Consider the following 12,376-nt stretch of genomic DNA (forward strand, 5'->3'; position numbering starts at 1 on the left):
TCCGGCCGCTCTCTCGTGCCGGAGCGGGACATTCGTGAGCGTGCTGGCAAACGGGCCACACCGGCGCCTCCCTGTCGGCTCTCGCGATGCCGATCCCGGCCGGGGATCCAGGCGCACGGCGGCAAGGCCGGCTTCGCGCCCGTCACCGGTTGGCGGTGGTGATCGGCGAGCTGGCGCCACCCAGCGAGACCCATGCCAGGGCGTCCTGGCCCTCGCGCTTGATGAAGACGTAGCCGGTCTCGTGCCACGCGGTGATCGCGCTGGTCTTGTTGTCGAGCACGTAGTCGCCGCGGTCGGTGATGATCGTGAGCACGGCGTGACCCTCGCCCTTCTCGTCGATGACGACCGTCATCCGCATGGCGCGCCGGGGCAGGCCGGCCTCGGCCAGCAGGCGCCGCTTGAGCAACTGGAAGTCCTCGCAATCGCCCGAGCCGTCCTCAGCCAGATCCCAGCGGTCGGGGCGGCCCCAATGCTCCTGGTCGGTCACGGGGCGGATCTGGCGGTTCACTCGGCGGTTCACCGCGACGATGGTGTTCCAGATCGCGGGCGTGAGACTGACGCGGGTGGGCTCGTTGCGGTCGAAGGCGCACTCGGCCGGGGTGCTGCGGCAGAAATCGGTCCAAGCCAGGATCGGCCGGGCCTCGGCACCGGGGGTGAGGCCGGCGCTCGCGCTCGGCAGCGCGGTGGGAAGGGCCGCGACCGTCTGGGCCTGCGTGGTGCCGGTCAGGCCGGCACAGAGCACGAGCGCGGCGAGCAGCGCCGTCTTCAGTCCGGCCTTGAGGAGTCCCGTGTCGGCGTTGCGCATGGCGGCTGTCCTTCGAACGAGGCCAGGATGTCGCCGCACCCCCTCCGCCGCGCTGAAGCCGATCCGCGCAATTTTATCGATTCGCCGTCCACGGCCACGCTCCGCATGGCAGGGCGAAGGGGAGTTCAGGGTGATCCGACAAATCCGCGTGGTCGCGTTAGGAGGCGGATAACCCTGCGAAGTCGCTGCCGAGCCGGATCGGTGCTTTTCCGCGGCATCCGATGGTGTTCCGGCATGTCGCCGCGATTCCACCGCACTCCGTCATTGCGAAGCGAAACGGACGCAATCCAGCGCTCCGCACTCACAGGAGATGTCGCTCACAGGACCGATGCGTCGGCTCGGCCGAGCCTTCTTCGGAACGGTCGCGCCCTGGATGGCTTCGGCTCCGCCTCCCAATGACGGCGTGGGGCGGGGACCGAGGCGGTCGGCTGGAAGCCGCATGCGGCCCAAACAAAAACCCCCTCGCGCGACGGGCTGTCGGGCGAAGGGCGAAGCGTGGGTGTCGTGGAGCCTGTGAGGGCGCCGGAGGCCCTACAGCCGGATGCCCTCGTGGAAGCGGTCGGGCGAGATCGGCAGCATGAACTGGGCGCCGATGCCGCCCTCGAAGTAGCGCACCACCCGGCCCGGCGTGGAGCCGACCATGACGGCGGTGCCGATCGGCGGGGTGGTCGTGGTGGCGAGCGCCACGCCCGACATCGAGATGTCGATGACGCGGGCGGTAATCGTCCGGCCGCCGTCGAGGCGCAACTGCACGCCGGGATTGGTCGGCACGAGGCGCTCGTGTGTGCGGCCCTCGGGCAGGCCGAGACCGTCGCGGTTGGACAGCCACATCAGCTGCGAGGCGATCTTGTCGCGCTTGCGCGGGGTGGCGTTGAGCTGCATCGCGAAGCCGCCGGGGGGATGGCGCACGATCACGCCCTCCAGCCGCCCGATCTGCTCCAGATACAGCACGACGCGCTCGCCGACGGATCCCAGCACGGCGCAGGTCAGGCGCACGCCGCCGGGGGACATGTCCACGGTCTGACAGGGATATTCGCGCCGGTCGGCGAGCATGTAGCGGCCGAGCAGTTCGGCGCGCACCCGCTGGTGGCGGCGCTGGTCTGCGATGCGGATGGGGGTTCCGCCTGGGGCGTGCTCGATCATGGCAGTCCGGCCGTCGAGAGACCAAACGTCTCAGCTCCGATCAGTACCGCCGGGCCGGTTACGAAACACTTGCCGAGACCTTCGCCGAGACTTTCGCCGACACCCTCACCGTTCCCCGGACATCCCCCTCCGGTTGTGACGCGCGTCGGCTCAGGCGCCGCCGCGCCCGCCCTCGTGGACGAGGAGATGACCGAAGCGCAGCGGGCGGGAATCGTTGGCGGGCTCCGGCAGCGCCTCGGCGAAGTCGCGGGCCGCCGCGTCGGTGGCGGGGGCCAGCACCCGCTGCGAGACCGTTTCGACATGCAGGATCGGGCGGATGCCGAGCCAGGGCGGGATGGTGTGGGGGCTGAGCGCCCCGAGCATCCGCGCCTCGGTCTTGCCGCGGTGGCGCAGCGGCAGCAGCACGAGTTCGAGGTCGAGGCTCTCGCCGCGGGCGGTGGTGCCGGTCAGCCCAGCCACCATCCCGACCGTGTCGGCGGTGACGGCCTCGACGAGCCTCCACGGATCGGCTTGCGTCCCGCCCGCCTCCGCCGGCCACAGCCCGGCGAAGGGCCCGCCGCGCAATTCGCGCCCGAACAGGGCGCAGAGCCTCGTGCCCGCGAGCCGCACCGCGCAGGTGCCGCGGCCCGGATCAATCTCGAGGATGAAGCTGTCGGCGAGCAGGTTGCGGATCTCACCGGGCTCGATCTCGCCCCGCTCCGGGGCGGAGCGGGTGCCGCGCAGGCGGTTCCAGTAGGCGTGGAGCTGGCGGCTGGTGGGATGCTTCATGGTGTTCCGCATCGGTACGGCCCGCTTGGTCACGGACCCTTAACGCTTCATTGCGGGGCAAAACGCCTGTCTCGACCCGCCGCTCACGTCTTCCGGAGCACACCCTATGCTCGCCACCCCGGTCCCGCGCGGGTAACTCTTCCTTAACCTTAACGGAAGGTTGACCGAACCTCGCACTTGCCGCGGATCGGAGTCCGCGAGACGATCGAGGCGTCGAGAGCGATGTCGACGCCATCACTTCGGCCGGCGCCCGCTTCGGGCCGGTGGCCGCGCGGGAGGCGCTTTCTCGAAAGCCCTCCCGCGCTTTTCATTGATGGCTACGGCGTGGACGCACGCGGATTCGGCCGGTTCGGGGCTTGCGGCCAAGCGCGGCGCGCCGACATGGTGCGGCATGGATGCCTCTCCCGACCTGCCGCGACAGGGCCGCGTACCCGTCTTCAACCTGCCGGGGATCGTCACCGCCTCGATCGCGGTGCTGGCGGCCATCCACGTCGTGCGCAGCGTGCTGCCCGACGCCCTCGACCTGTCGGTGCTGCTCGACCTCGCCTTCATCCCGGCGCGCTGGACCGCCGCCCTCGACCCGTCGCGGGCCGCCGAGATCGTCCGGGCTGCGGGCGAGGCGGTGAGCGAGCCCACGATCGCCGCCGCGCGCCGGGAGTTCGCCCGCTACCTCGTCTCCGACCCTTCCGCCATGCCGTGGACCTTCGTCAGCTACGCGCTGCTGCACGGCTCGTGGACGCACCTGATCTTCAACTCGGTCTGGCTCGCGGCCTTCGGTGCGCCGGTCGCCCGCCGCTACGGGGCGCTGCGCTACGGCCTGATCGCGCTCGCAGGCATCGTGGCCGGCGCCGGGCTCCATCTTGCCCTCGATCCCGACAGCGCGATGCCGCTGGTTGGCGCCTCGGCCGGCATCTCGGCCCTGATGGCGGCCGCCGCCCGCTTCGTGTTCCAGCCGCCGCCCCCGTTCATGGCGGCGGCACCCTGGCAATTGCCGCCGCGACCGCCCTTGCAGACCATCCCCGAGCTGATGCGCAACCGCACGGCGATGCTGTTCCTCGGCGTGCTCATCGCCACCAACCTGCTGTTCGGCCTGCTCGCCCTGCCGCTCGGCGGCTCGGACGGGCCGATCGCCTGGGACGCGCATCTCGGCGGCTTCCTCGCCGGCTTCTTCCTGCTGCCGTTGATGGAGCCGCGCGCGCGCCGCTGAGGCGCAACCGTGCCCCAAACCGTGCCCTTTGAGCGACACCCCTCCGCCGACGCAGCCTCCGGGCGCGTTTGCCGGCAATAATCCGGCCGATCATCCGTCAGGATCAGTGAGCGCGGCGACGGTCGCTGCGCATCCGACGGAGCGTAATCCCCGGTGACACGTCGTATCCTCGCCGTCCTCCTGTCCTCGGTCGCCGCCGGCCCGGCATTGGCCGGCTCGGCCGCGCAGCCGGGCCAGACCATCGGTCTGCCGGTCGGCGCCCAACTCCCGGTCGGCCTCTACTTCGTCAACACCTCGAGCTTCGGCGTGCGCGACACCGCGCCGTTGCGTTCGGAGAGCAACGTCAACCTGCCGACCTTCGCCTGGGCGACGCCGTGGAACCTGTTCAACGCGCGGGTCCAGTTCTTCGTCACCCAGCCGGTGGTGGCCTCCAGCACGCGCGGCGCCCCCTACAACAGCGGCATCGGCCAGACGCTGCTCGCCGGCCAACTCGCCTGGAACCTCGGCAACGACATCGGCGTCAGCTACCTGTTCGGCGGCTACCTGCCGATCGAGACGCAGTTCCTGACCCAGTCCGCCTCGCTGAGCCACCGCTTCGCCATCAGCTACACCGGCAACGACTGGAACATCACCGCCAACATGCTCTACGGCGTCTTCCTCGACACCCGCTCGCCGACGGGCACGCTCTACCCGGACTACATCAACCTCGACCTGACCCTGACGAAGAAGTTCGGCAAGTGGCAGGTCGGCCCCGTCGCCTTCGGCTCCACCGACCTGCCGACGGGCGTGGCGAGCTACCGGTCGCAGGGGCAGATCGCGGTAGGCGGCCTCGTCGGCTACAATTTCGGGCCGGTGAACCTCCAGGCCTACGTCACCCGCGACGTGGTCGAGCGCAATTACGGCGGCCACGAGACCCGCGGCTGGCTGCGGGCGATCGTGCCGCTCTACCAGGACAAGAGCGAGGCCGCCCCCGACCGCACCACGGTGACGCGCCGCCAGTCGCAGTGAGCCGGCGCGCGGGAACCGGAGGCGGTCCGGCAGGGTCTCCCTTCCGATCGATTGTGGAAATTTCGTTCCGTACGCCCGCCGCACCGACAGTTTATTTTGCACCCAATGCTGGACAGTGCGGCGGGGGTGCCACACAATCGCCGCATCGGAGGCAGGGCCCAACCTGCCCCGGATCGCTCTCGCGCCGCGGGGCTGACGGCGCGATCCACCAGGGAGGGGACTACAATGAGCGTTGCACGCATTCTCACGGAGAAGGGCGCGACCGTCGTCACGGTGCCGCCTCACCGCACGATCGACGAGGCCATCCACACGCTCGCGGAGAAGCGCATCGGCGCCCTCATCGTGGGCGATTCCGGCGGCCGGGTGATCGGCATCCTGTCGGAGCGCGACGTGATGCGCGCGCTTGCCTGCGACGGCGCCTCCGCCTTCGACCAGCCGATCTCGCGCTACATGACCGCCAAGGTCGTCACCTGTACCCGCCGCACCTCGATCGAGGACGTGATGGAGATGATGACGGAAGGCCGCTTCCGCCACCTGCCGGTGGTCGAGGAGGGCCGCCTGATCGGCATCGTTTCGATCGGCGACGTCGTCAAGCGCCGCATTGCCGCCGTCGAGGCGGAGCACCAGGCGATGCGCGACTACATCACCATGGCCTGACGGCAGCGAAAGCCGCTCGGTAAAACTCCACCGTCATTCCGGGGCCGCGCAGCGGAACCCGGAATCCACCCGTGATGTGCGGCCGTTTGCTGCCTTGAGGCCAGTCATGGATTCCGGGTTCTCGCCTTCGGCGAGCCCCGGAATGACGGCGACGTTTGTTCGAGACGTTCGGCGCAGGCGCCGAATGTGGAGCCTCAGCACCGCGCCGCCGCACTCTCGATCATCTGCCGGATCTCCGGCAGCGCCGCGCGGCCGGCCTGACGGCCGAGGTCGATCGCGTATGCGGCGCGGTGGAACTCGAACTGGCCGAATTCGCCGAGCCGCGGGCGGATCGACACGTCCGGCGGCTCGCCCGCCAGCCGCGCGCGCGAAATCCGGTCCTGGGTGATGTTGAAGGCGTCCAGCATCACGCGGGCGACGCCGGGCGCAGTGCGGCCGGTTTCCTGCGGAGGTTTGGGGCGGGCGCGGCGGCCCATCAGGCGCCGGCTCGCACCGGTGAGCAGCGCCCAGCGGCCCCGGCGGCGCACGGTGGCCTCCAGCGTCCGCTCGATCTCCGCCTCGTCGGGCTCGGTCGCGTCTTCCAACGGCTCTTCGGGATCGAGGCCGGGGCGGATGACGCGGGCGCGGGGCCGGCTCTCGCAGGCGAGGTTCACGCAGATCACGAGGTCGGCCCCGAGTTCGCGGGCGAGCCGCACCGGCACCGGGTTCACCAGCGTCCCGTCCATCAGCAGGCGCCCTTCCAGGGCGACCGGCGGAAACACGCCGGGGATGGCGTAGGAGGCGCGCACCGCCTCGACGAGCGAACCCCGCGTCAGCCAGACCTCGTGCCCCGTGCCGAACTCGGTGGCGACGGTCGCGAAGGTCAGCGGCAGCGTCTCGATGTGAAAGCCGGTCAGTTCCCGCGCGAGGCGGCGGCGCAGGCGCTCACCCGCGATCAGGCCGGAGCCAGTCAGGCGCGGATCGATCATTCCCATCACCCGGCGCCGGGTGAGCGAGAGCGCGAAATCCCGCAGCGCCCCGAGCCGCCCGGCGGCGTAGGCCCCGCCGACGACGGCGCCGATGGAGCAGCCCGCAACCACATCGGGATAGATGCCGGCCTCTTCGAGCGCCTCGATCACGCCGATATGCGACCAGCCGCGGGCCGATCCGCCGCCGAGCGCGAGGCCGATCCGCGGGGCGCGGGCGCGGGGCGCTACCGGCTCCACCGCCCCTTCCGGAAACAGGCGTGGCGCGGGAGCGTGCGCCTCCAGCCTCATCGCCCGGAAGGGATGAGGATGGCGGCGCCCGTCTCAGGGTCGCGCGAGACGGTGCGGTAGAAGCAGGAGCGGCGCCCGGTATGGCAGCAACCGCCGTCGCCGCCGACTTCGACGCGGATCAGCAGCGCGTCCTGATCGCAATCGACCCGCATCTCGACGATGCGCTGGATCTGCCCCGAGGTCGCGCCCTTGTGCCAGAGCTCGTTGCGGGAGCGCGACCAGTACCACGCCTCGCCGGTCTCGATGGTTCGGGCGAGCGCCTCGGCGTTCATGTGGGCGAGCATCAGCACCTGCCCGTCATGGGCATCGACGGCGATGCAGGAGACGAGCCCGTCGGCGCCGAAGCGCGGGGTGAGGCGGGCGCCTTCCTCGACCTCGGCGCGGGCGCCGGGCCTCTCGAACGGCTCGGTCATGATCGCCGGTTCAGGCCTTGCCGCCGCGCACGAGCGTCAGGAAGCGGACCTGCTCGCTCGGATCGTCCTTGTAGACGCCGCGGAACTGGGTGGTGATGGTCGAGACGCCGGCCTTCTGCACGCCGCGCATCGCCATGCAGAGATGCTCGGCCTCGATCATCACGGCGCAACCGCGGGGCTGGAGGATGCTCTCGATCGTGTCGGCGATCTGGGCCGTCATCGTCTCCTGCGTCTGCAGGCGGCGGGCGAAGGCATCGACCACGCGAGCGAGCTTGGACAGGCCGACCACGCCCTTGATCGGGTAATAGGCGATGTGGGCCAGCCCCATGAACGGCACCATGTGGTGCTCGCAATGGGAATAGAACGGGATGTCGCGCACCAGCACGACGTCCGAATAGCCCTCGACCTCCTCGAACACGCGCTCCAGCAGCGCGTCCGCATCGGCTTTGTAGCCCCCGAAGATCTGCTCGTAGGCCTTCACCACGCGGGCGGGGGTGTCGATCAGCCCCTCGCGGGTCGGGTCGTCGCCGGCCCAGCGCAGCAGCGTGCGCACCGCGGCCTCGGCCTCCTGACGGCTCGGACGACCGAGGGCGACCTCGTTCGGCACACGCTGGGCCGACCCAGGCAAGGGAGCGACATTGGGGGCGGCATGGGGCGCGATGTTGGCCGAGCCTTCCGGCCTGCCGGCATCGTTGGCGCCGCGCATCCCGTCGAGGCCGACGGCGCTCGTGCGTCGCTCGTCGTCGCTCATGCCGTACGAAAGGGATTTGAGGGCGGCATCCATGGCATCTCCGGCCTTCGCGACACGGGCCTTCATGGTCGTGCTGTCGGGCTTGGCGTACATCGTCGATCCGTCCCGGCGCTCTCAACTCAGTGCCGACGCCCTCGAACGATCCGAATCCGGGGTCAGGGCGTGACCGGGGGTCGACAGGGCCATTCTCGCGAAACGGCTTCGTCGCGCCTATATCGACGCATTCGCGCCGCCGCGCAATGCACGGCACGCGCATCCGGCTCAACGTTTCCTTGAGTCGTCTTCCCATTCGGCGCCGTGGACGAGAAACTCCGCCATGATCGACGACATTTACAACCGCCGCATCCTCGAACTGGCCGCCGACATCCCCCGGCTCGGCCGCCTCGACGCGCCCGACGCCTCCGCCAGCGCGCACTCGAAACTGTGCGGCTCGACCGTCACCGTCGATCTCGTCACCGATTCGGCCGGCACGGTCACGGATTTTGCCCATGACGTGAAGGCCTGCGCGCTCGGCCAGGCCTCGTCCTCGCTGATGGCCCGCCACGTGGTCGGCTCCACCGCCGACGAGTTGCGGGAGGTTCGCCAGCGGATGCGGTCGATGCTCAAGGAGAACGGTCCGGTGCCGGACGGCAAGTGGGCCGATCTCGCCGTACTAGAGCCGGTGCGCGACTTCCGCGCCCGCCACGCCTCGACGCTGCTCACCTTCGACGCGGTTGTGGACGCCCTCGACCGGATCGCCGCAGCTAAGGGTTCCGGCGCCCCCGAGGCGGCGTGATCCGGCGCGCCGCGCATATTGCGATCCGCGGCTACCAGCTCACCCTGTCGGGGCTGGTGGGGCGCCAGTGCCGACACTGGCCGTCCTGCTCCGAGTACACCGATGCGGCGATCCAGCGGCACGGGTTTTGGGCCGGCGGTTGGATGGGATTTTCGCGGATTTGCCGTTGCGGCCCGTTCGGCACCCACGGCATCGATCTCGTACCGGAGCGCATCCCCGCGGGCGCGGCGTGGCACCGCCCTTGGGCCTACGGCCGCTGGCGCAGCGTCGAGGCCCCGCCGCCGATGACTTGCGAGGCGGTCGAGAACAACGGTTCCTCCCATCCAACCCCCTCATCCTGAGGTGGCGGCGCGCAGCGTCGCCCTCGAAGGAGGGCTCCAGGGATCGCGCGACTTCGGGAGCCCTCCTTCGGGGCTGCCGCGCAGCACCTCAGGATGAGGGGGATGGGTAGGATGTGGGGCCGATGAAGCCGGCGCTTATGGCGCCGGCTGCTCCACATGCTGCCCGTCGAGCACCGCGTCGGTGCTCGGGCGGCTCTCGGCGACGGCCTCGGCGCGGCGGCGGTCCGGGGAGGTGGCTTCCTCGACGAAGGCCGCGAGCGCCGCGTCGAGGGTCAGCGTCGTGGTCTTCTGGCTGCCGAGACGACGCACCGAGACCGTGCGCTCCTCCGCTTCGCGCTTTCCGAGCGCCAGCAGCACCGGCACCTTGGCCAGCGAGTGCTCGCGGACCTTGTAGTTGATTTTCTCGTTCCTCAGGTCGGCGTCCACGCGCAGTCCCGCGCGCTCCAGCGCCCGCACGACCTCGCGGGCGTAGGTGTCGGCCTCGCTGGTGATCGTCGCCACCACGACCTGCACCGGGGCGATCCAGAGCGGGAAGTGGCCGGCGAAATGCTCGATCAGGATGCCGGTGAAGCGCTCCATCGAGCCGCAGATGGCGCGGTGGACCATCACCGGCGGCTTCTTCTGGCTGTCGGCGTCGATATAGGTCGCGCCGAACCGCTCCGGCAGGTTAAAGTCCACCTGCGTGGTGCCGCACTGCCAGTCGCGGCCGATGGCGTCGCGCAGCACGTACTCGAATTTCGGGCCGTAGAAGGCGCCTTCGCCGGGGTTGACCGCGGTCCGGATGCGCCCGCCCGACTGCTCCTCGATCTGGGCCAGCACCCGCGTCATCACGGCCTCGGCGTGGTCCCACAGGTCGTCGGAGCCGACGCGCTTCTCGGGCCGCGTCGAGAGCTTCACCAGAATCTGGTCGAAGCCGAAATCCGCGTAGGTCGAGAGGATCAGCTCGTTGATCTTCAGGCACTCGGCGGCGAGCTGGTCCTCGGTGCAGAAGATGTGCGCGTCGTCCTGGGTGAAGCCGCGCACCCGCATCAGCCCGTGCATGGCGCCGGACGGCTCGTAGCGGTGGACCACGCCGAACTCGGCCATGCGCAGCGGCAGGTCGCGGTAGGATTTCAGGCCGTGCTTGAAGATCTGCACGTGGCCGGGGCAGTTCATCGGCTTCAACGCGAACCAGCGCTTGTCCTCGGCCTCGTCGCCCGCGGATTGGGCCGCGAACATGTTCTCGCGGTACCAGCCCCAGTGGCCCGAGGTCTCCCACAGGGCCTTGTCGAGGATCTGCGGAGCGTTGACCTCCTGATAGTCGCCGCGCAGCCGCCGGCGCATGTAGGCGATCAGCTCCTGGAACACCGTCCAGCCCTTGGCGTGCCAGAACACGACGCCGGGGCCTTCCTCCTGGAAATGGAACAGGTCCATTTCCTTGCCGAGCCGGCGATGGTCGCGGCGCTCGGCCTCTTCGAGGCGATGCAGGTAGGCGTCGAGATCGGCTTGGGAGGCCCAGGCGGTGCCGTAGATACGCGTCAGCATCGGGTTGGCGGAATCACCCCGCCAATAGGCGCCCGCGACCTTCATCAGCTTGAAGGCGGTGCCGATCTTGCCGGTCGAGGTCATGTGCGGGCCGCGGCACAGGTCGAACCACTCGCCCTGGCGGTAGATCTTCAGGTCCTCGCCCGGCGGGATCGCATCGACCAGCTCGACCTTGTAGCTCTCGCCCCTCTCGGCGAAGAGGTTCTTGACGTCGTCGCGCTTCCAGACCTCCTTGGTAAACGGGGCGTCGCGCGCAATGATCTCGCGCATCTTCGCCTCGATCTTCGGGAAGTCCTCGGGCGTGAACGGCTCGGCCTTGGCGAAGTCGTAGTAGAAGCCGTTCTCGATCACCGGGCCGATCGTCACCTGCGTGCCGGGCCACAGCGCCTGCACGGCTTCCGCCAGCACGTGCGCGCAATCGTGGCGGATCAGTTCGAGCGCGCGGGGATCGTCGCGGGAGATGAACTCGATCGCGGCATCCTGCGCGATGGTGTCGTCGAGGTCCTGCACGACGCCGTCGAGCGTCATGGCGACGGTGCGCTTGGCCAGCGACTTGGCGATGCCCTCGACCACGGTCCGGCCGGTCACCGCGGCGTCGTAGGCGCGGGTGTTGCCGTCGGGGAAGGTCAGGATGGGCATGATCGGACCGTTTTTTGGGATGTCTCGCCCTCGGGAGGGCGTCGGCGGGTTTGGGGGACGCGGGCGGGAGAAGTCAACGCCGATCAAGACAGACAGCAGGGCTTCGACCTCGGACCAATGACGATGGTCGCTGCCTTGACCCAAGTCGCGCGTCATTCCGGGGCCGCGAAGCGGAACCCGGAATCCACCCGTGATGCGCGGAGCCGGGCTTGAAGTCGAACCGTCGCGGCCAGTCGTGGATTCCGGGTTCGCCTGCGGCGCCCCGGAATGACGGCCCTTTTTGTCAGGACTGCCCGATGCCGCGCGCCTCAGCGCTTCAGGCAGCCCATCAGCCCGTCGACCTGTCCCATCCGCCCCTGGATGCGGGCGGCGATCCGGCGCACGCCCGGCGTCGGCTTGCCCGCGCTGCGCAGGATCGGGTTCGGCAGGATGGCGGCGAGCAGGCTCGCCTCGGTGCGGGTCAGGTCGCGGGCGCTCTTGCGGAACCAGTGGCGGGCGGCGGCCTCCGCGCCGAACACCCCGTCGCCCCATTCGGCGACGTTTAGATAGATCTCCATCGTCCGCCGTTTGCCCCAGACCGCGTCGGCCAGCACGGCGAGCGGGATTTCGAGCGCCTTGCGGATGTAGGAGCGGCCGGGCCACAGGAACACGTTCTTGACCGTCTGCATCGTGATCGTGGAGGCGCCGCGGCTCGGCCCTTCCTCGTCGTCCACGACGTCGCGCAACGCCCCCCAATCGACGCCGTTATGCAGGCAGAAGCGCTGATCCTCGGAGGCCACCACTGCCTGGATCAGGGCCGGAGCGATCGCGTCCAGCGGCACGCTGTCCCGCTGCGCCGTCTCGCCCGAGAGCCAGCGCCCGAGCATCAGGGTTGAGGGCGGGGTCGCCACGCTATAGACGAGCGCCAGCGTGAGCGTGAAGACGACGACGAGGAGGGGAGCGAGCGTGATCAGCGTCGCGATGCGCCGCAGACCCCCGCCGCGCCGCCTCGGCTCCGTCACCACCCTCAGGTCGCGTCCGCGCGGCTCCGCGTCGCTGTCATCGCTCCGGCGCACGGCGGCTCCGCCCCTCCCCGATCCAGGCCCATCC

The 12,376-nt window shown here is 70.0% G+C and carries 13 protein-coding genes; 5 read left to right on the forward strand and 8 right to left on the reverse strand.

Annotation, left to right across the window (positions count from 1 at the left end; all coding sequences use genetic code 11):
- Positions 1-142 precede the first annotated feature (142 nt).
- From ASG52_RS24545 to ASG52_RS24555, 3 genes are all read right to left on the reverse strand, one after another.
- A complete protein-coding gene (locus ASG52_RS24545) occupies positions 143-805 on the reverse strand; it encodes a transglutaminase-like cysteine peptidase (protein ID WP_056249229.1) in 663 nt (220 codons plus the stop codon).
- Positions 806-1,336: 531 nt separating this feature from the next.
- Positions 1,337-1,948: a PilZ domain-containing protein gene (locus ASG52_RS24550; protein ID WP_056249231.1), complete on the reverse strand. Its 612-nt coding sequence runs from the start codon at positions 1,946-1,948 to the stop codon at positions 1,337-1,339.
- A gap of 150 nt (positions 1,949-2,098) precedes the next feature.
- Positions 2,099-2,716: a PAS domain-containing protein gene (locus ASG52_RS24555; protein WP_056249922.1), complete on the reverse strand. Its 618-nt coding sequence runs from the start codon at positions 2,714-2,716 to the stop codon at positions 2,099-2,101.
- Positions 2,717-3,107: 391 nt separating this feature from the next.
- Between ASG52_RS24555 and ASG52_RS24560 the strand changes: the two genes are divergently transcribed.
- The 3 genes from ASG52_RS24560 (at position 3,108) to ASG52_RS24570 (ending at position 5,588) form a co-directional block, all read left to right on the forward strand.
- Positions 3,108-3,923 carry a rhomboid family intramembrane serine protease gene (locus tag ASG52_RS24560; protein ID WP_056249234.1) on the forward strand — a complete coding sequence of 272 codons (816 nt, stop codon included), beginning with the start codon at positions 3,108-3,110 and terminating at the stop codon, positions 3,921-3,923.
- A gap of 153 nt (positions 3,924-4,076) precedes the next feature.
- On the forward strand, positions 4,077-4,931 hold the full coding sequence (locus tag ASG52_RS24565; protein WP_056249237.1) for a transporter: 855 nt from the start codon (positions 4,077-4,079) through the stop codon (positions 4,929-4,931).
- A gap of 225 nt (positions 4,932-5,156) precedes the next feature.
- Positions 5,157-5,588 carry a CBS domain-containing protein gene (locus ASG52_RS24570; RefSeq protein ID WP_056249240.1) on the forward strand — a complete coding sequence of 144 codons (432 nt, stop codon included), beginning with the start codon at positions 5,157-5,159 and terminating at the stop codon, positions 5,586-5,588.
- Positions 5,589-5,782: 194 nt separating this feature from the next.
- On the opposite strand, the gene ASG52_RS24575 is transcribed toward ASG52_RS24570, so the two are convergent.
- The 3 genes from ASG52_RS24575 to folE are packed head-to-tail and all read right to left on the reverse strand — an operon-like array spanning position 5,783 to position 8,041.
- A complete protein-coding gene (locus tag ASG52_RS24575) occupies positions 5,783-6,844 on the reverse strand; it encodes a patatin-like phospholipase family protein (protein WP_056249242.1) in 1,062 nt (353 codons plus the stop codon).
- Positions 6,841-7,257, reverse strand: a complete 417-nt coding sequence (gene hisI, locus ASG52_RS24580) for a phosphoribosyl-AMP cyclohydrolase (protein ID WP_056249245.1) — start codon at positions 7,255-7,257, stop codon at positions 6,841-6,843. Before hisI ends, ASG52_RS24575 begins: the two co-directional genes overlap by 4 nt.
- A gap of 10 nt (positions 7,258-7,267) precedes the next feature.
- On the reverse strand, positions 7,268-8,041 hold the full coding sequence (folE, locus tag ASG52_RS24585; protein WP_502691111.1) for a GTP cyclohydrolase I FolE: 774 nt from the start codon (positions 8,039-8,041) through the stop codon (positions 7,268-7,270).
- Between the two features lie 283 nt (positions 8,042-8,324).
- On the opposite strand from folE, the gene ASG52_RS24590 reads away from it, so the two are divergent.
- The gene (locus ASG52_RS24590; protein ID WP_056249249.1) at positions 8,325-8,783 is read left to right on the forward strand and encodes an iron-sulfur cluster assembly scaffold protein; all 459 of its coding nucleotides are present in this window, start codon (positions 8,325-8,327) and stop codon (positions 8,781-8,783) included.
- Positions 8,780-9,124, forward strand: coding sequence for a membrane protein insertion efficiency factor YidD (gene yidD / locus ASG52_RS24595; protein WP_056249252.1), 345 nt, complete (start codon positions 8,780-8,782; stop codon positions 9,122-9,124). Before ASG52_RS24590 ends, yidD begins: the two co-directional genes overlap by 4 nt.
- Before the next feature lie 135 nt (positions 9,125-9,259).
- Here yidD and thrS read toward each other — a convergent pair whose 3' ends face one another.
- Positions 9,260-11,287, reverse strand: a complete 2,028-nt coding sequence (gene thrS / locus ASG52_RS24600) for a threonine--tRNA ligase (protein ID WP_056249254.1) — start codon at positions 11,285-11,287, stop codon at positions 9,260-9,262.
- Between the two features lie 308 nt (positions 11,288-11,595).
- Positions 11,596-12,342, reverse strand: coding sequence for a monofunctional biosynthetic peptidoglycan transglycosylase (mtgA, locus tag ASG52_RS24605; RefSeq protein WP_056249257.1), 747 nt, complete (start codon positions 12,340-12,342; stop codon positions 11,596-11,598).
- Positions 12,343-12,376 lie beyond the last annotated feature (34 nt).

The sequence above is a fragment of the Methylobacterium sp. Leaf456 genome, assembly GCF_001425465.1.
In the GTDB taxonomy this organism is placed as follows: Bacteria; Pseudomonadota; Alphaproteobacteria; order Rhizobiales; family Beijerinckiaceae; genus Methylobacterium.